At 64.8% G+C, this 18,215-nt stretch carries 16 protein-coding genes; 6 read left to right on the top strand and 10 right to left on the bottom strand.

Translation table 11 applies throughout. The annotated features are described in order from the left end of the window. Positions 1-145: 145 nt before the first annotated feature. The 5 genes from ACSQ3P_RS04040 to ACSQ3P_RS04020 all read right to left on the bottom strand — a co-directional run bounded on the left by ACSQ3P_RS04040 (position 146) and on the right by ACSQ3P_RS04020 (position 6,317). Complete coding sequence (locus tag ACSQ3P_RS04040; RefSeq protein WP_436164343.1) at positions 146-1,345, bottom strand: IS256 family transposase; 1,200 nt, start codon at positions 1,343-1,345, stop codon at positions 146-148. 435 nt (positions 1,346-1,780) lie between these two features. Further along, positions 1,781-3,589: an aminodeoxychorismate synthase component I gene (gene pabB / locus ACSQ3P_RS04035; protein WP_436164342.1), complete on the bottom strand. Its 1,809-nt coding sequence runs from the start codon at positions 3,587-3,589 to the stop codon at positions 1,781-1,783. Between the two features lie 174 nt (positions 3,590-3,763). Beyond that, complete coding sequence (gene cobF / locus ACSQ3P_RS04030) at positions 3,764-4,525, bottom strand: precorrin-6A synthase (deacetylating) (protein ID WP_436164341.1); 762 nt, start codon at positions 4,523-4,525, stop codon at positions 3,764-3,766. A gap of 156 nt (positions 4,526-4,681) precedes the next feature. Then, a complete protein-coding gene (locus ACSQ3P_RS04025; protein ID WP_436164340.1) occupies positions 4,682-5,422 on the bottom strand; it encodes an invasion associated locus B family protein in 741 nt (246 codons plus the stop codon). A 34-nt stretch (positions 5,423-5,456) separates the two neighbouring features. Next, positions 5,457-6,317 (bottom strand): ATP-binding cassette domain-containing protein, encoded by an 861-nt coding sequence (locus ACSQ3P_RS04020; RefSeq protein WP_436164339.1) that lies wholly within the window; start codon positions 6,315-6,317, stop codon positions 5,457-5,459. Between the two features lie 481 nt (positions 6,318-6,798). Here ACSQ3P_RS04020 and ACSQ3P_RS04015 point away from each other — a divergent pair, with 481 nt between their 5' ends. The 6 genes from ACSQ3P_RS04015 (at position 6,799) to ACSQ3P_RS03990 (ending at position 12,627) form a co-directional block, all read left to right on the top strand. Then, complete coding sequence (locus ACSQ3P_RS04015; RefSeq protein ID WP_436164338.1) at positions 6,799-7,083, top strand: hypothetical protein; 285 nt, start codon at positions 6,799-6,801, stop codon at positions 7,081-7,083. 140 nt (positions 7,084-7,223) lie between these two features. Continuing rightward, positions 7,224-7,436, top strand: coding sequence for a hypothetical protein (locus ACSQ3P_RS04010; RefSeq protein WP_436164337.1), 213 nt, complete (start codon positions 7,224-7,226; stop codon positions 7,434-7,436). Between the two features lie 208 nt (positions 7,437-7,644). After that, on the top strand, positions 7,645-9,774 hold the full coding sequence (locus ACSQ3P_RS04005) for a TonB-dependent siderophore receptor (RefSeq protein ID WP_436164336.1): 2,130 nt from the start codon (positions 7,645-7,647) through the stop codon (positions 9,772-9,774). Beyond that, the gene (locus ACSQ3P_RS04000) at positions 9,774-10,850 is read left to right on the top strand and encodes an ABC transporter substrate-binding protein (RefSeq protein WP_436164335.1); all 1,077 of its coding nucleotides are present in this window, start codon (positions 9,774-9,776) and stop codon (positions 10,848-10,850) included. The genes ACSQ3P_RS04005 and ACSQ3P_RS04000 overlap by 1 nt, the downstream gene beginning before the upstream one ends. Continuing rightward, positions 10,847-11,893 carry a FecCD family ABC transporter permease gene (locus tag ACSQ3P_RS03995; protein WP_436164334.1) on the top strand — a complete coding sequence of 349 codons (1,047 nt, stop codon included), beginning with the start codon at positions 10,847-10,849 and terminating at the stop codon, positions 11,891-11,893. The genes ACSQ3P_RS04000 and ACSQ3P_RS03995 overlap by 4 nt, the downstream gene beginning before the upstream one ends. Continuing rightward, positions 11,890-12,627, top strand: a complete 738-nt coding sequence (locus tag ACSQ3P_RS03990) for an ABC transporter ATP-binding protein (RefSeq protein WP_436164333.1) — start codon at positions 11,890-11,892, stop codon at positions 12,625-12,627. The genes ACSQ3P_RS03995 and ACSQ3P_RS03990 overlap by 4 nt, the downstream gene beginning before the upstream one ends. A 260-nt stretch (positions 12,628-12,887) precedes the next feature. Here ACSQ3P_RS03990 and ACSQ3P_RS03985 read toward each other — a convergent pair whose 3' ends face one another. The 5 genes from ACSQ3P_RS03985 to ugpB all read right to left on the bottom strand — a co-directional run bounded on the left by ACSQ3P_RS03985 (position 12,888) and on the right by ugpB (position 18,186). Continuing rightward, positions 12,888-14,027 (bottom strand): hypothetical protein, encoded by a 1,140-nt coding sequence (locus tag ACSQ3P_RS03985; protein ID WP_436164332.1) that lies wholly within the window; start codon positions 14,025-14,027, stop codon positions 12,888-12,890. After that, a complete protein-coding gene (locus ACSQ3P_RS03980; RefSeq protein ID WP_436164331.1) occupies positions 14,024-14,620 on the bottom strand; it encodes a hypothetical protein in 597 nt (198 codons plus the stop codon). Before ACSQ3P_RS03980 ends, ACSQ3P_RS03985 begins: the two co-directional genes overlap by 4 nt. Before the next feature lie 466 nt (positions 14,621-15,086). Continuing rightward, positions 15,087-15,929 carry a sn-glycerol-3-phosphate ABC transporter permease UgpE gene (gene ugpE, locus ACSQ3P_RS03975; RefSeq protein ID WP_436164330.1) on the bottom strand — a complete coding sequence of 281 codons (843 nt, stop codon included), beginning with the start codon at positions 15,927-15,929 and terminating at the stop codon, positions 15,087-15,089. 7 nt (positions 15,930-15,936) lie between these two features. Beyond that, on the bottom strand, positions 15,937-16,821 hold the full coding sequence (gene ugpA, locus ACSQ3P_RS03970) for a sn-glycerol-3-phosphate ABC transporter permease UgpA (protein ID WP_436164329.1): 885 nt from the start codon (positions 16,819-16,821) through the stop codon (positions 15,937-15,939). A gap of 54 nt (positions 16,822-16,875) precedes the next feature. Further along, entirely contained in the window at positions 16,876-18,186 is a 1,311-nt protein-coding gene (gene ugpB / locus ACSQ3P_RS03965; protein WP_436164328.1) for a sn-glycerol-3-phosphate ABC transporter substrate-binding protein UgpB, read from the bottom strand. Between the last annotated feature and the right edge of the window lie 29 nt (positions 18,187-18,215).

Here is an 18,215-nt window from a genome sequence, read left to right as displayed (position 1 = left end):
GCAAGGCGCCATCTTTGCTCGAAACCGGCTTCACTCCTTGATCTGGCGCAATCGGGCGAGACGTTAAAAACGAAATCCGCGGTCGTGTCCCGTAGCGTGGTGTAGCTTGTGATGGCCACCACGTTGGCCGGCTGGGCCGGGAAGGTCAGGCAGCCAATGTTGGGATGCCGACGATTGGATCATCGCTCAATGGCGCGATGCTTTCCAGCGTGATGTATCGGGCGCGCTGGACGGCCCACTCGTCGTTTTGTTCGAGCAGAATGGCGCCGACGAGCCGCGTGATGGCGGCCTCGTTGGGAAAGATGCCGACGACCTCTGTGCGGCGTTTGATCTCGCCGTTGAGCCGCTCCAGGGGATTCGTGCTGTGCAGCTTGGCGCGATGCTGCGTCGGGAAGGTCATGTAGGCGAGGACATCGGTCTCGGCGTTGTCCATCAGGGCGGCGAGCTTGGGGACGGTCGGCCTGAGCTGATCGGCGACGCGGCGCCATTGCTGGCTCGCGGCATGGGCGTCGTCCTGGGCGAAGGCCGTGGCGATGAAGGCTGAGACGACGCGCCGCCCGCTGCGGCCGGCATGAGCGAGCGCATTGCGCATGAAGTGGACGCGGCAGCGCTGCCAGGTCGCGGTGAGCACCTTCGAGACGGCGGCTTTGATGCCCTCATGGCTGTCGGAGATGACGAGTTTGACCCCGCGCAGGCCGCGCCGCGCCAGCTTGCGCAGGAAGGCGGTCCAGAAGGTCTCGGCCTCGGACGGGCCGATATCCATGCCCAGCACCTCGCGCCTGCCGTCGCTGTTGACGCCGACGGCGACGATGACCGCGACAGAGACGATCCGGCCGGCCTGGCGGACCTTCACATAGGTCGCATCGATCCAGAGATAGGGCCAGTCGCCCTCGATCGGCCGGTCGAGGAAGGCCTGCACCCGTTCGTCGATCTCCTCGCAGAGCCGCGATACCTGGCTCTTCGAGATGCCGCTCATCCCCATCGCCTTGACCAGGTCATCGACTGAACGCGTCGAGATGCCCTGGATGTAGGCCTCCTGGATCACGGCCGTCAGCGCTTTCTCGGCCATGCGACGCGGCTCGAGGAAACCCGGGAAATACGAGCCCTTCCTCAGCTTCGGGATGCGCAGCTCGACCGTACCGGCGCGCGTCTCCCAGTCACGCTCGCGATAGCCGTTGCGCTGTGCCAGGCGCTCCGGGCTCTTCTCGCCCAGGCCTGCGCCGGTCAGGCCGCTGACCTCAAGCTCCATCAGGCGCTGGGCGGCAAAGCCGATCATCTCGCGCAAAACATCCGCATCAGGGCTCTTCTCCAGCAGCCCGCGCAGGTTCATCATCTCGTCGGTCATCGGTGGATCTCTCGGTTCGGGGTTGGTCGTCGCAACCCAAACCTAACCGGCAACCGCCGATGACCACCTCACCTACACCACGTGACGGGACACGACCAAATCCGCCTATCCTTTCTTCTTCGTGGCGAGGCGGCTTTTTCTAGCTCGTCCACTTTCCGCGAATACGATCTCGCGGAGCAGAGCAAGCCCACCGCGGAACCGGAGCCAGGCGGCAAGGGGTGGACGCTCGTCCAAATCGTCACTGATCGATGGGCTGCCTTGGCAGGAACCAGGGCGCCCCTTGAAAAGACGGCGAACCCGAGCAGCCAATCCTGATACTGATTTGATGGTCATTGCATCACCGCATGGCCAGTTTCCAGCCGGTCTTGCGAACTTTACTGGGAATGAGCCAATCGGGATTGACCTGGATCAATCAGGAATATTCCCAAAGCATCGCTATAGGCTCCCGAGCTGAGCACGTCTCAGTCCGCGCAGGCTGTTGCCCAGGAACCAGCGCTCCGCGCGCGCGAGGTCATCAAGCACGAGTTGTCGCTCGATCGCTTCGCCGCTTCCGATCAGGCTTCGGCGTAGCACGCCCGGCAAGACGCCATCGCTCAGCGGCGGCGTCAGCAGGATCCCGCCTCGCTCGACGAAGATGGTGCTGCGCGCCGCTTCCGTCACGAAGCCGGCGCGGTTCAGGAAGATTGCCTCATCGGCTCCCTGCATGATTGCCGCCGCATAGGCGGCCTCAAAGAGCCGGCGGCGTGTCGTCTTGTGCCGTAGGAATGGATCGGCGGCATCGGTCCTGCCCGCTGCGACGATGACACCGAGCAGCCGCTCCGGTTCCTCCGCCAACACCGGTGCGGCGAAATCGAGAGCCCCATCCCGGCGCAGTTCGAGGCGGATGCGCCGGTCGTCTCGCGTGTCGAAACTTGCCGCCAGGCTGTCGAGTCTGACTTGCGCATCGTGACGGTCGAAACTGAAGCCAAGCGCACTTGCCGAGCGGTCGAGGCGGTCGAGATGCAATTGCAGGCGCACGAAACCCGTTTCCGCTGACCAGCGCAATGTTTCGATCAGGCCGTAATCCTCGGCGAGATCGGTCAGGACACGGGCCTTGAGCAAGGCTTCGGCGTATTCGCTCGCGGCCTCTGAATCCGCCACGATGCCGCCGCCGATACCATAGCGCCCCGCCCCATCGGGAAAGATCGCCGCGGTGCGAATGGCAACGTTGAAACGCAGATCGCCATTGGGAGCGATTGCGCCGATCGCTCCGGTATAGACATCCCGCGGCTCGTCCTCGATCTCACGGATGATCTGCATCGCCCGCAGCTTGGGCGCACCGGTGATCGAACCGCACGGGAAGGCCGCCCGCATGAGCTCTTCGAGCGAAAGCCCGGGCTGCAAATTGGATGTCACGGTCGATGTCAGCGTGTGGAATGTCGGGTAGGTCTCGACCTCGAAGAGGCTCGGCACCTCGACCGAACCCAGCAGGCTGATCCGCCCCAGATCGTTGCGCAACAGGTCGACGATCATGAGATTTTCGGCGCGTTGCTTCGGGTCGGCCTGCAGCGCCGCCATGGCGGCTCGATCGGCTTCGGGATCGTCGAGACGTGACGCTGTTCCCTTCATCGGGCGCGTCGTCGCCCGACCGGATTCGACCTCGAGGAAGAGCTCCGGCGAGACCGACAGGATCGTGGCGTCTTCAAAGGCAACGATCCCGCCATGCGACACCGGCTGGCTGGCTCGCAACGCGGCATAGAGCGCGAGCGGGTCGCCATCGTAGTGGAAGTCGACCGGGAAGGTCAGGTTGATCTGATAGGCGTCGCCGGCATGCAGATATTCGAGCACGCGCGCGACCTTGGCGGCATGCGTGGAGGCGTCGAGCCGCGGCTGAACCAGACCGAGCGGCCGCGGCGGAGCCAGACCCGCGAAGTGCCTATCGAGTTCAACCGGCGCGACCTCGAACGGCTCCCGGAACAGCCCGAACCACAGCAGGGGTAATGCACGGTTCAAGGGCATCGACGCCACGAGCCGAGGCTCGAAGGCATAACCCAGCTCGTAACCCAGGAAGCCGGCAGCATGCAGCCCACGCGCCAGGCCATCCTCGATCCTGCGCAACGCGGCCGGAACGTCGTCGCCATGAACACAGGAGACGATCTCGACCGGATCGCGATAGAGCCGCGCCGGGGTCGATTTGGCGAGGCGATCCTCCAGCAGCACGAATGGCTGCCGCGAGCTCAGCATGGTCTGGATCGAAAGCGGCATCTGCGGTGTGGCTTCTGACTGGATAGGCGGTGCAACGCCCGAATCGGCCGCGCGCATTCCAGATAGAAGGCAATGCGCGACATGCCGAGGGGGCATCTGAGCCTGGGCCTTCCGCCCGTGTCCGGCAATCCGATGTCGCGGCCACGACATCGGCTTCATCCGAGACTGCCCCGATCAGCTCTTGCCGCCCTTGCGGAGCAGATAGGTATCCATGATCCAGCCCTTCTCCTCACGGGCTTGCCGTCGAATCCGCTCGATATCGCCCGCCACCTCCGACAGCTTTCCAGCTACGAGGATCTCGTCCTCGGTGCCGAGATAGGCGCCCCAGTAGATATCGAGATCATCCACATCGATGCGCTTGAAGGCCTGGTCGCCGTCGAGCATGACGACGACGCTGTCGAGATTGTCGGGAAATCCCTCAGTGAGTTTGCGCCCGGTCGTGATCAGCACGGGCTGGCCGATGCGATTGAGTGCGACGCGATGCCGGGCCGCCAGTGCCTGCACGCTGCTGATACCGGGGATGATATCGTATTCCAGCGCACATCCCTTGGCCTGGATATGGCCGATGATCCGCAATGTGCTGTCATAGAGCGTCGGGTCGCCCCAGACGAGAAAGCCCCCGCATTCCCCGTCCCCGAGCTCCTCCATGATGAGGTTCTCATAGTCGTCCGCCAGCTGCGCATGCCACTGGTCGACGCTGCCGCGGTAATCTTGTCCTGCAGCGGCACGCGTTGGGATCGGCATCGGGACCATGCGATAATCCGAGCCCTCGATGAAGCGCTCACAGATGTCCTTGCGCAGTCGCTGTAGCGCCGCCTTGTCCGTACCCTTGTCGGGGATGAAGAAGACATCGACCTGGTTGAGCGCCTTGATCGCCTGGACCGTGACATAGTCGGGATTGCCAGCCCCGATCCCGATGATCAGAATTTTGCGCATGCGGCCCTCATCATCCAAGCTCGCATCTCAAGCTAGGCTCTCCGGCATAGCATGTGGCAAGGCGATGTGAGCAGCGGCGCTGCGGTCCTTTCGCGCCGCCGCTCATCTGCGGCTCAAGGCATGATTTTCTAGATGATCGAGGCGCCGACAACGCTGCTATCCACCGAGCTGTCCGATGCGGGCGAGCGCCGCTGCAAAACCATTGAGCGAGATGTTGAAGGCGACAGGATCGCCGCTGGAGAGGTTCAGCGCGGCGGCGGTCAAGGTCTTGCCGGTCTTCATCGCCTCGGTGGCGACGGTCGGAAACGACACCGGAAGCAGGCAGCCTGCGGGAATGCAGGTCGAGAAGCGTAGGCCCTGGCCAAGATCCTTGTCGTCGAGCCGCAGGATCGCGCCGTTTTCGAGCTTCAATCCGAACGGCATCAAGATCGTGCCCTCGGCACGGCCGTCCTTCGGCGTACGAAGCTCGATCGCGAAGAGGCGCTGATTGTTCTGACTGTTGCCCTGCGACTGGGCGAGCACACAGAGCTTCTGGCCCTCGGTGACGCGGCAATCGACCGTCCAGTCGCCATAGCTCTCATTGATGGCACTCGCGCCATTGGGAAGTGTCGCCGGCCCGGACGCGGGCTGGCTCACGGACGGCACTTGGGGTTGAGCCTGGGCCTGCGTTGCCGCCGGTGCCGGACGCGCCGGCGGCCTGACCGCGACCGGCTTGGGAGCGGGCTTCGGCGGCGCAACCCGCTTGGCGGCCTCAGGCTTGGCCGCGGGAGCTTCCTCCGTGACCTCGCTGACGGGGGCATCCTGCGCGGATGCCCAGCGAGGTAGGGAAACGCAGATCGCGATGGCGGCGAGGCCGACGAAAAGGAGAAGCGGAAGGCGGCGGCGTTCGCGGGACATGGTCTGGCTCTTGAAAATGGGCGTTGGGTTGAGTTCAGCAGACGAAGGCGAGCGGGCGTGCTGTCTCGGGATGAGGCATCACGCCCATGCGCACGCCGTAGATGGACTCGAGTTGTCCAGGCGTGAGGATGTCGTCGGGCGCCCCCCGCGCGATCAGCCTTCCCGAATGCAGGGCGATGATCTCGTCGCAGAAACGCGCGGCCATGTTGACGTCGTGCAGCACGATGACGACGCCGAGCCCGCGCTCGCTGGACAGGCGATGCACCAGCGAGAGCACTTCGACCTGATGAGAGACGTCGAGCGCCGAGATCGGCTCGTCGAGCAGCAGGCACTCGGCATCCTGCGCGACCAGCATGGCGAGCCAGACGCGCTGGCGCTCGCCGCCTGACAGCGTGTCGACGAGACGGTCGGCAAAAGCCTCGACATCGGTCAGCGCCATCGCCTCAGTGACCTTCTCGCGATCGACGGTCCCGAAGCGCCCGAGCGCGCCGTGCCAGGGATAGCGCCCGAGCGCGACGAGTTCCCTGACCAGCATGCCGGAGGCCGGCGGCGTCTGCTGCGGCAAGTATGCGACCTTGCGGGCGAAGGGCCTATCGCCCCAGTCGCCAAGCGCCTTGCCTTCGAAGCGGACCGTACCGCTGCTCGCCGGCTGCTGGCGGGCAAGGATCTTGACCAAAGTCGATTTGCCCGAGCCGTTATGGCCGATCAGCCCGACCATGCGCCGAGCCGGCAGGGTCAGGGTCAATGGCTCCAGAAGCACGCGCCCGGGAATCGAGAAGGAGACCGCATCGAGTGCGAACAGGGCCTCCTCGCCGGCGGAGGCCGGCCAGGACCCTGCCCGCCCCGAAAAGGCTGTCTCGGCAAGGCTGGAGGCGGTCTTGAACAACGGCTGCATCGACTGAACCTGATCGAAACGGTGAGCGAGATCGCCCGCCGGCCCCGCTACGCTCACTGATGCGGCCGGACAACGATCTCGCACACATGGCGCGAGAACCCGCATCGCTTAGACAATGCGGAATTCCATCACAACAACAATGATTTAGATAGATTCTAGAGAAGGCGGTGCCGGGCTGCGGATCTTGGACATTCCAGTCTCTGCCCACGGCCCGCCTCTTCGCCACGGGCCAGGACCGCCCTCTCCTACCCGGCAGAATGCGTCACAACCGAAACTTGGGCTGCGGCCTGTAAGCTGAGCTTCACCTCCTGGGTGCTCGCTGCCCGGTTTCGCCCTCAACAGACGTTCGCAGAGATAGTGGAATGCCACCGCATATTAGGCTTCCCGAGGCTACCTGGCTCGCGCGAGATGGCTACCGATGCCCCCGAACGGCTGTATGGGATATCAGCTGGCAGGGCGTTGAGATTAGGATGATGGCGTAATGGCATACACTGACGAGCTCGAGCCGCTCCTGGCCCTCGAGCAGGAGCTTCGGCGAAAGATCGCTCTGCGGATCGCTGAGGAAGCCGGCGAGCAGCCTGGCGGCACTCCGTCCGAGAATCAGATCGGGGTTGCCGATGCGGTGATCGCGAACTGGATCGACGCGGGGGAGGAAGACCAGGACCTACGCGCCTTCCGGCCGATAGGCCCCCTCCAGCAGCTGCTCGCCGATCACTCGCTGATCTGTGAGCGCATCCTCGATATTCGCGATCGGCGGCTGTCATGACGGGCAACGCAACCACCGGTCCCTGCCTAGCTGACTGGCGTTTTTCAGATCCACCTGCCGCGGGCGAGGTCCGGACGTTTTCGTTGCAAGGACTGCCTGTCGTATAGCTCGCTCCACCGAATCGCGCCGGGAAGAAGTCCATGCCAAAGCTCTGCAAGTTCACATCACCCGTCGACGGAAAGCCCGTCTACGTCAACCCTGCGCAAGTCAGCGTCGTCTACACCTTCAAGGGCGAACCGCCTGACACGATCATCGGGTTTCGCAAGGACTTCATGCTGGGCGTGAGGGAAAGCCTGGAGGAAACCGTCAACATTCTCGACAAGGCGATGGCCGAGGAGACGGCCGGCGGTTAGAGCAGCGGCGCCCCGGTATCGATTGATTGGCTGCGAGAACCGGATCCGGGAAATACTGAATTCCAGAGTATAACTCCGGCTGAAACTCGCAATCTGTTAAATTGGTATAATTATAATCTATCAACTCAATATTGCACCGCACATCCACTACGACTAACACGCGGCCTGAACTGGCGCCCGCGCCAGGAATCCTGCTGCGAGTGTTACGATGACCAGCCTGCGCCGCCCCTTCCTTGCGATGACCTCGCTTGCCTGCGCCTGGCCCCTGGCCGCAGGCGCCCAGACACAGCCCGCGGCCGACACCGTCGTGCTCGACGAGATCAGGGTTCAGGGCGAGAGCGCGGCGCGCGGCTACCAACCGCTGCGTTCCTCGGTCGCCGGTGGCGCAGAGAAGCCGCTCGTCGATATCCCGCAATCCGTGACGGTGGTGTCGCCGCAGGTGCTGCGCGATCAGGCAGCGCGCAGCCTCGACGACGCGCTCGCCAATGTCGCCGGCGTCGTCCAGGCCAACACGCTTGGCGGCACGCAGGACGCCTTCGCCAAGCGCGGCTTCGGCGACAATCGCGACGGTTCGATCATGCGCGACGGTCTGCGTGTCGCCTCCCCGCGCGCTTTCGACGCCACGGCCGAGCGTGTCGAAGTGCTGAAAGGCCCGGCGACGCTACTCTTCGGCATCGTCGACCCCGGCGGCATCGTCAACGTCATCACCAAGAAGCCGGAGCTCACAGCACGCAACTCCATCGAGACGCGGATGAGCAGCTTCGGCGGCGGCAAGAATGGCGGCGGCACGACCATCGACATGACCGGGCCGATCGGCCAGAGCGGCTTCGCCTACCGCCTGGTCGGCGATGTCCAGACCAGCGACTATTGGCGCGAATACGGCATGAACCGCACGCGCATGCTGGCGCCCTCGCTGACCTATTTCGGGCCCGACACGACGATCCGCGTCTATGCGCAATACTCGCAGTACAAGGTGCCGTTCGACCGCGGCACGATCTTCGATCCCGCTACGGGGCGGGCGGTGCGCGTCTCGTCGCGGCACCGTTTCGACGAGCGCTACAACGTCACCGAGGGTGAGAACCAGCTCGCCGGAATCGAGATCGACCACCGCTTCAACGCGAACTGGTCGCTGAAGGCGCACTACGCCTACAGCCACAACTGGTACAACGACAATCAGGCGCGCGTGATCGCCTATAATTCCGCGACGGGCTCCGTGACCCGCCGCGCCGACGCGACCCAGGACTCCAATCTCGACGTCCACGCCCTGCGCGTCGATCTGACCGGGCGCGAGAAGCTGTTCGGCTTCACCAACGAGTTCCTGATCGGCGCCTCCTACGACTACAGCAAGGTCATTCGCACCGACCTGATCCGCAGCGCCAACGCGACCGGGTTCAACATCTACCGCCCGGTGCACGGGCGCCTGGCCGCAAGCCGGAGCGTCGTCGCCTCGGACAGCGACCAGACCGAGCGCCTGGAGACGGCCTCGGCCTATATCCAGGACACGCTCTGGCTGACCGATCAGCTCAGCCTCGTCGGCGGCGCGCGCATCCAGGCCTTCGACCAATATGCCGGGCGCGGCCGGCCGTTCTCGGTCAATACCGACATCAGCGGCAACAAGGTGATCCCGCGCGCCGGCATCCTCTACAAGCTCACCCCGGCGGTCTCGGTCTATGCGAGCTACACCGAATCCTTCAAGCCGAACTCCTCGATCGCACAGGCGATCGGCGCATTGCCGCCCGAGGAGGGCAAGTCCTACGAAGTCGGCGCCAAGGCGGAGCTGCCCTTCGGCCTGACCGCCACGGCGGCAATCTTCGACATCGACAAGCGCAACGTGCTCTACACTGAGACGGTGGGCGGCACGACGATCGCCCGCACCGCCGGGCGGGTGCGCTCGCGCGGCGCCGAGTTCGAGCTCGCCGGCAATCTGACCGAGCAGCTCTCGATCGCCGCCAACTACGCCTATACGGACCTCAAGGTCTCGGATGATCCGACGCTGGCGCCGGGCTCCAGCCTGCCCAACGTGGCGCGCAACAGCGGCGCCCTGTTCCTGACCTATGATTTCGGCCAGATCGGGCCAGGGCGGCTGCGCGCCGGCGCCGGCGCGCGCTATGTCGGCCGTCGCCCGGGCGACGCGGCAAACTCGTTCTACCTGCCGGAATACACCGTCGCCGATCTCTTCGTGTCCTATGAGACCAGGCTCAACGGCCACCCGCTCGACCTGCAGCTCAACGTCAAGAACCTGTTCGACAAGGTCTACTACCCCTCTGCGGTCAACAATCTCAATGTCGCGGTCGGCGAGCCCTTCCAGGCGGTATTGACGGCGCGGCTCGGCTTCTGATGCGCAGGTTCGTCCTCGGGGCGTTGCTCGCCGGATTAATGGCGGGGCTGGCCGAGGCCCAGCCCGTCGCTTTTGATGATCTCGCCGGCCGGTCGGTCTCGTTGAAGGCCCCGGCCTCGCGCATCATCGCGTTGCCGATCCCGGCCGCGCCGACCCTGATGGCGCTGGACCGTTCGCCCGCGCGGCTGCTCGGCATGCATCCGATCGTGCGCTCGATCGCGCGCGAGAGCCTGCTTGCGCGCATCTTCCCCGGCATCGCCAAGGTCGAGACCAACTTCGTCATGCCGGGCGCGACGGCCTTCATGCCGAATGTCGAGGCCATCGCGGCAACCCGGCCGGACCTCGTCCTGCAACGGGGCGAGCGCGGCACCGACATCATCGGCCCGCTGATCAATGCCGGCCTGACCACCGCATTGGTGATCTATGGCGATGAAGAGATCAGCCGCCGCAACATCGCGATGCTGGGCGCCGCAATCGGCGCCGATACCCGCGCCGAGGCCATTATCAACTGGCGCAAGGCGGTGGCGGAACGGCTCGCACCCTTGCGGACGCCCGAACTCCGCGCAAAGGCACCGCGCATCCTCTTCCTCTCCCGCTCGGCCGGGCGCTTCGTCGCCACGGGCGAGGAGAGCATCATGGGGTACGCGATCTCGCTCGCGGGCGGGCGCAATGCTGCCGATGGGCTGACAGGCTCCAAGACGGCTTCGGCCGAGCAGATGATGATCTGGGATCCCGACGTCATCCTGCTCAACAGCGCCATCCCTGACCTGACACCGCAGACCGTCCTCGACGATCCGATCCTGTCGGGCACACGGGCGGCCAAGGACAAGCGCGTCTACAAGATCCCGACCGGTGCGTATCGCTGGGAGCCGCCGACGCAGGAGAACCCCTTCCTCTGGCTCTGGCTGGCGGCCCTTTTGCACGAGACCGGCCCGGCCATCGATCTGCGCCACGAATTGCGCGAGGGACTGCGCGATCTCTATGGTTTCGCAGCCTCGGAAAGTGATCTCGACCAGGTCCTGCGGCTCGATGTGAACGGCTCGTCCCGGGCCTATTCGCGCTTCGCCCGGCCATGACCATCGCGGTGGGCGGATCGGTGTCGTATTACCGTGGCGCGACCTTGGTCATGGTGGCTCTCGCGGTCGGGCTCGGCCTGGTCATGGTCGCCGCCCTCTGCGCCGGCCGGCTTTCGCTTTCGCCCGGCACCGTGCTCGGCATCGTCCTGTCCCGCATTGTCCCCGTCGATCCAAGCTGGAGCGAATTGCAGGAGCGCATCGTGCTGCTGGTCCGGCTGCCGCGCGTCCTGCTCACCGCCATCTGCGGTGCCGCACTTGCAGCCGCCGGAGCCGCCATGCAGGGCGTGCTGCGCAACCCGCTGGTTTCCCCTCATATCCTTGGCGTCTCCTCCGGCGCCTCTTTCGGCGGCGCTGTCGCGATCCTGCTCGGCCTGTCCGGCTGGCTGCTGATCGGCTCGGCTTTTCTCGCAGGGGCCGCCGCCTTGCTGCTGGTCGGCGCCATCGCCCGCGTCGATGGTCGCTCGGGCACGGTCACCGTCGTGCTGACCGGCGTCATCGTCGCGGCGCTGTTCAGCGCGCTGGTCAGCCTGACGCAATTCGTCGCCGAGCCCGACAGCTCGCTGCCGGCGATCGTGTTCTGGCTGATGGGCAGCTTCGCCACGGCGAGCTGGCGCCAGCTCGCGGCTGCCGCTCCCGTGCTTGCGCTCGCCCTCATGCTCGTGCTCGGCCTGCGCTTCCGCATAAATGTGCTCTCCCTCGGCGAGGACGATGCGCGCGCACTCGGCCTGCCGGTCGAGCGCGACCGTTGGCTCGTCTTCCTGGCTGTCGCGCTGATGGAGGCGACCGTCGTCGCCTTCGCCGGCGTCATCGGCTGGGTCGGGCTCGTCGTACCGCATGCCGCGCGCATGGTGGCCGGCGAGGATCATCGCCTGCTGATCCCGGCATCAGCCCTGCTCGGCGCATCCTATCTGGTGCTGGTCGACACCATCGCCCGCACGGCGGTGGCCGCAGAGATCCCACTCGGCGTTCTGACCGCGATCGTCGGTGCTCCGGTTTTTGCCCTGCTGCTGCGCCAGCGTCAGCGCCGGGAGTTGGCGGCATGATCGCGTTGAAAGGCGCGGGCATCCGCCGCGGCGAGCGCTGGATCTTCCGCGGGCTCGATCTATCGCTGGCGCCGGGGTGCTGCGTCGCCGTACTCGGCCCGAACGGGCGCGGCAAGACCACGCTGATCAAGGCCGTCACGGGGCTCGACAAGCTCAATGAGGGCACGCGCGAGGCGCCGCCGCTCGTCGCCTATGTGCCGCAGGTGATCGCGCCCCTGCCCTATCGTGCGCTCGATGTCGTGGTGATGGCGCGCGCCCGGTCGCTCGGCCTGTTCGGCACGCCGCGCCGCGCCGACTACGACATCGCGCGCGCGGCACTGGTGCGCATCGGCGCCGAGGCTTTCGCCGAGCAGCGGCTCGACCGGCTCTCTGGCGGCGAGCGCCAGCTCGTGCTGCTGGCGCGCGCCTTGGCGACGCAATCGCCCGTCCTGGTACTCGACGAGCCGGCCTCGGCGCTCGATCTCGCCAATCAGAGCCGCCTCGTCGCCGTGCTGCGCGACCTGCGCACCGCCGGCGAGCACGCGATCCTGTTCAGCACGCATCTGCCGACCCATGCGCTTGAGGTCGCTGACGAAGCCCTGCTGCTGATGGGGCCGGAGGATCAGCGCCAGGGCCCCGTCGACACGGTGATGAGCGAGAGCAATCTGAGCGCCCTCTACGGCACGCCGCTGCGCCGCCGCCAGGTCGCGATCGAAGGCCATGGCCTGGTCGAGACGATCATCCCGCTGCATTGACGGGACCGGTCCGGCCCAGGGTCTCGACTGTCCATGTCATGGAGCGCCCAAGATCGTGCGAGCCAACCCGCGCAGGCGGAATTTATCAGGTTTATTATGGCATTATTGCTATAATTCTCAACCCGCCTAGCCGTCGAATGATCCCGGGCCCTGGGCGATCTGATAGCTAATCGCCGAATAGCCTGCGGCGCGCTTGGCCGCCATACGGCGAGCACCGGCACCTCTCGGTCGACTGGAGGCTCCGTCGTCGGCCCTACCGATCAGGCCACTTTTGCGTCATTGCCGCGTCCGATTCTGCTCAGGCGCTCGATGAATTTCGGCTTTCTCTCGTGCGTTGTCCGGATCGAGGCCAGGCGGCGGTTGAATTCGTCCTGTCTTCCCGCCTCCGTGGCCAGCGCCTGAAGGTCGAAGAGCAGACCTGCCGCCCGGTCATACCCAGAGGCGTTGCGGCGCTCGATTTCTTGGTCGATCTCCCGCCAGACATCGGCGCCGCGCTGCCTGAGGGCGTTGAGCCGCGTACGCCGCGTCTTTTCGGCCTCTTCGGCCTGCCGGCGCCGCTCCGCCTCGCGACGTTTGGCGTCCGCCCGCTCGCGCACCTCGGCTAGCTCCCGCGCCCGAATTCTCAGCTCGCCGGCGGTGCGGCATGTCGTGGAGGCCGAATGGACCTCGCGTGCCCTGCTCCTGAGCTCGGCGGCCACGTGGGGATCGCCATCGACGATACGCAGCAGCAACTCGGTCTTCTCATCATCGGAGATGGCTGCAAGGATTTCCCGCAGATCATCCTTCGAAGGGATCGCGACCTCGCCACCCTGCTCGGCCGCTGCCAGCATGAGGTCCGGGTCCACGCCGAAAAAGGCCGCGAAAGCTTCGAGCGGGCCGGTTACCGGAGCAATGCCTGGCAGCGGCTCGGCGTCGTCGTCCGCGACCAGTTCCTGCTGCACGGCCATCAGCCACAACAGGTAGAACAGCCTGAGATCGCCCGAGAGCACGTCACTGCGCAGCGGCGCAAGACCGGCGAGCCAACCGGACCCGTCGTCCCAGTCGTCCTGCGCCTCGGTCTCGTCTGGAAAAATATCGACTATGAGGCTGTCGCCGGACGCCCACACCTTGACCCAGTCCGTCTCGGACAGAAATGGCGCGAGCCTCGCACGTTTCAGAAGGCGCTTGGGCAGCCGCATCATCAGCCGTCGCGAGCCCCAATTCGTGAGATAGAGATGCAGGTCGAACCACTGTTCCACGAACTTGCGCGGATCGCCCCTGAGGTCGCCCCACTCGTAGTGATTGGTGAAGCTCGTCGCGGTGATCCGCGCCCGAGACGAAATCGATCGCAACGCCTTCTGGGCCGCGCGATCGAGGGGGCGATCGATCGCCTGAAATTCGTAATACAGATACTCGCTCATGGGAGGAGGCCTTCGTCGATCACGGGAAGGTCAAGGGCGGAGCGCAAGCGGCCGGCATCCCGTCGATACAGCATGGCATGGGCGGCTGGCGCCAGAAGGTCGGCGCGCGGTTTGAAGTCCGCGATGCGCTTGTTGAAGGGTGTTTCGCCACAGCCAGGGACAAGGCAGTCGCGCTTTCCCTTGGGGCACTGGTTGAAGGAGCAAAGCCGTCCGAGATAGCGGTCGCTTGCAGGCTCGATCAGGAACACGTCCAGCTCATGACCGACGACGCTCATGCCGGCACCGGCCTCGTACGCTTGCCGCAGCGCGCGGACACCAGCCTGTCGCAATTCACCGAGGCGGCCCTGCGACTCGATCCAAACAGCGAGATCAAGGTCGCCACATTCATGCCAGACCTCGACACTCTCACGGCGGAATTCCCTGAAGCGGGGAACCTCTTTCCATAGCGGCCGAGCCACCGAGCCGATCACCGCGATCGCCCAGACCTCCGGAAAAGCCGTCCAGGCGTCGGTAACGATGTCGGCCGCCAAGCGGAACTGGCGCTGGCGCTCCAGAAGGTAGCGGTTCTGTTTCTCGATCTCGGCGCGCCGCATGTCCTATCCTAGGCGCCTCGTCAGGTCGCGTTTGTGGGCGAAACGGGCGGGAAGATCTGCGTTGGTCAACCGGCAGCCAAGCACCGCCGCCTTCCCACCCCGCGAGTTCACCCAACTTTCGCGGCTCTGTCGAGCGCCTTGTCCCGCACTCTGATTGTCACGCTGTGCCGGTGGCAGAGGCCCTTCGGCGTCGACCTTGTCCTAGCTGGGCTTGGTGTCGGTTGTCGCTGGGTTGCGCGGAGGGGCAGGCTGCGATGTCACGTATGGCTCTGAGCCTTCTTCGCCCTTCGGTCTGAGAGCAGGATCAATGCGAAAAACCGGTTCCCACTTTTTCGCGTCCTGCTCTAGCGTCCGCGGCAAGACACCGGAGCGATATCGGCTTAGACAGTGATGTGACGAGCCATCAGGGGTGCTCCGCTTGCCTGGAAGCGTCGCCAGGCCCTGAATGCCGGAGCATGAAACCGCGCTATTTCTCGGTTTCGAACAAGCCCTTGACGAACTGCTTCTGCATCGCCGCCACCACGATCACCGGCGGCAGCAGGGCCAGGATCACAGCCGCCATGACGAGGTGCCATTGCGGCTGGAAGTCGGAGGCGCGGGCCATGCGCTGAATACCCATGATGACGGTGTAATAGGACACGTCCTTGGTCATCAGCAGCGGCCAGAGATACTGGTTCCAGCCATAGATGAAGGTGATCACGAAGAGCGCTGCGATGTTGGTGCGCGACATCGGGATCAGGATCCACCAGAGGAAACGCCAGGGTCCCGCCCCGTCGATGCGCGCAGCCTCCGTCAATTCGTCCGGCACGGTCATGAAGACCTGGCGGAACAGGAAGGTCGCGGTAGCGCTCGCGATCAGCGGCAGCGAGAGGCCGGTATAGCTGTCGAGCAAACCGAAACCGGCGACGACCTCGTAAGTCGGCAGGATGCGCACCTCGACCGGCAGCATCATCGTCGCGAAAATGATCCAGAATGCCAGCACCCGCAGCGGAAACTGGAAATAGGTGATAGCGAAGCCCGATAGGATCGAGACCGCGATCTTGCCGAAGGTGATGGCGAGCGCGACGACGAAGCTGTTGAACAGCATCGGGCCGATCGGCGGCAGGCCATAGGAGCGCATGCCTTCGCCCAGCACCTGCCCGTAATTCTCCAGCAGATGCGGTCCCGGCCAGAGCGGCAACCCGGTCAGGCTGCGCGACAGATCATGCGTCGAGGCGACGAACGCCATGTAGACCGGCAGGACCATCAAGGCCGTGCCGAGAATGAGCACGGCATGGCTGGCGATGATGCGGAAACGGGTGCTGCTCATCGCCGGCTCAGTAATGGATGTTCCGCTCGATATAGCGGAACTGGATGATGGTCAGCGTGCCGACCAGGAGCATGAGGATGACCGACTGCGCGGCCGAGCCGCCGAGGTCGAGCGACTCGAAGCCATCGCGGTAGATCTTGAAGATCAGGGTCGTCGTGGCCGTCCCCGGTCCGCCGCCTGTGGTCGCGTGGATGACCGCGAAGGTGTCGCAGAAGGCGTAGACGAGATTGGTCACGATCAGGAAGAAGGTCGTCGGCATCAGCAGCGGCAGCACGATCTTCCGGAAGCGTACGAAGCCATCCGCGCCATCGAGCGAGGCCGCCTCGAGCAGCGATTTCGGGATCGTCTGCAAGCCGGCAAGGAAGAACAGGAAATTATAGCTCAGCTGTTTCCAGGCCGAGGCGATGATCACCAATGTGAGCGCCTGCCCCGAATTGAGGTGGTGGTTCCAGTCAATGCCGATGGCGGCCAGGCCGCGCGCGAAGATGCCAATGGTGGGGTTGAACAGGAACCACCACAGCACGCCGGCAATGGCCGGGGCCACGGCATAGGGCCAGGTCAGCAGCGACTTGTAGATGGAAGCGCCCTTGACCACGCCGTCGGCGAGAACCGCGAAGAGCAGGGCAAGCCCCATCGAGAGGAGCGTTGTCGCCAGCGCGAAGAACAGCGTCAGGCCAAAGGCATGGGCATAGTCGGGCTCGGCGAAGAGCTTGATGAAGTTGTCGAAGGCGACGAACTCCTCCGATAGGCCGAAGGCATCCTGACGGAACAGCGCGCTGCGGAGCGACTGGATCGCGGGCCAGACGAAGAAGACGAAGGTGATCGCCAGCTGGGGGGCGAGCAGGATGGCCGGCACGACCATGCCGGGGAAGGTAACGCGCTTGCCGCGCATGGGCGTGAAACCTCGATGATGAAGGGCAGCCGCGATGCAGCTGCGCCTCGGCGATCAGGAATTGGACTTCTGGAACTGGCGCAGCAATTCGTTGCCGCGCGTGACGGCGGCGTCGAGCGCCTGCTGCGGCGTCTTCTTGCCTTGCAGCGCATTCTCGATCTCCTCCTCGATCACCGCGCGGATCTGGACGAAGTTGCCCAGCCGCAGGCCCTTGGAGTTGTCGGTCGGCGGGTTGAGGTTGATTTCTTTCACCGCGACATCGGTGCCGGGGTTCTTGTCGTAGAAACCCTGCTTGCGCGAGAGATCGTAGGCGGCGGTGGTGATCGGCAGATAGCCGGTCTCCTGGTGCCACCAGGCCTGCACCTCCGGCTTCGAGAGATAGGCAAAGAACTGCGCCACGCCCTTGTAGTCGGCCGGCTTCTGGCCGCGCAGCACCCACAGGCTCGCGCCACCGATGATCGAGTTCTGCGGCGCGCCCTTGACGTCGGCGTAATAGGGCAAGAGCGCCATGCCGACATCGGCCTTCATATTGGTGACGATGCCCAGCCGTGCGGCGGCCGACGAGACCGTCATCGCGCATTCGCCGGAGAAGAATTTCGGCTTCGAGCTGTCGCCGCGCCCGCCATAGTCGAAGACCTTGGTCTTCTGCCAGTCGACCAGGTTCTGCAGATGCTTGACCTGCACCGGGCCGTTCAGCTTCAGCTCGGCATCGAGGCCCGCCAGCCCGTTCTCTTTCGTCGAGATCGGCTGGTTGTGATAGGCGGAGAGGTTCTCGAACTGCATGTAGGACGGCCACTCGGTGGTGAACCCGCATGGCACGCCCGCAGCCTGGAGCTTCTTCGCGTAAGCCTCGACATCGGCGAAGGTTTTCGGCGGCGCTTCCGGGTCGAGCCCGGCCTTCTTGAACAGGTCCTTGTTGTAATACAGGATCGGCGTAGAGGAGTTGAAGGGGAAGGACAGCATGTTGCCCTTCGTGTCGGAATAGTAGCCGGAGACGGCCGGCAGATAGGCGCTGGCGTCGAATGGCGCGCCCTGCTCCTTCATCAATTCATGGACCGGATAGATCGCGCCCTTGGCCGCCATCATCGTCGCCGTGCCGACCTCGAAGACCTGCACGATATGCGGCGGTTGCTTGGCCCGGAAGGCGGCGATCGCGCCCGTCATCACCTCGGGATAGGTGCCCTTGTAGACGGCGACGATCTTGAAATCCTTCTGGGTGGCGTTGAAGTCGTTGGCGAGCTTCTCGACGCGCTGTCCCATCTCGCCGGCCATGGCGTGCCAGAACTGGACTTCCGTCTGGCCGAAGGCCGGCGACATCGCCAGGATGCCGGCGGCTATAACAGTATGTCTCAACAGGGCCTTCATTTTTCTCTCCCTTGGCTGTTGTTTTGTTG

Source organism: Allobosea sp. LjRoot9, from assembly GCF_964252745.1.
GTDB lineage: Bacteria > Pseudomonadota > Alphaproteobacteria > Rhizobiales > Beijerinckiaceae > Allobosea.
This window is presented reverse-complemented; position numbering and strand designations above follow the sequence as displayed.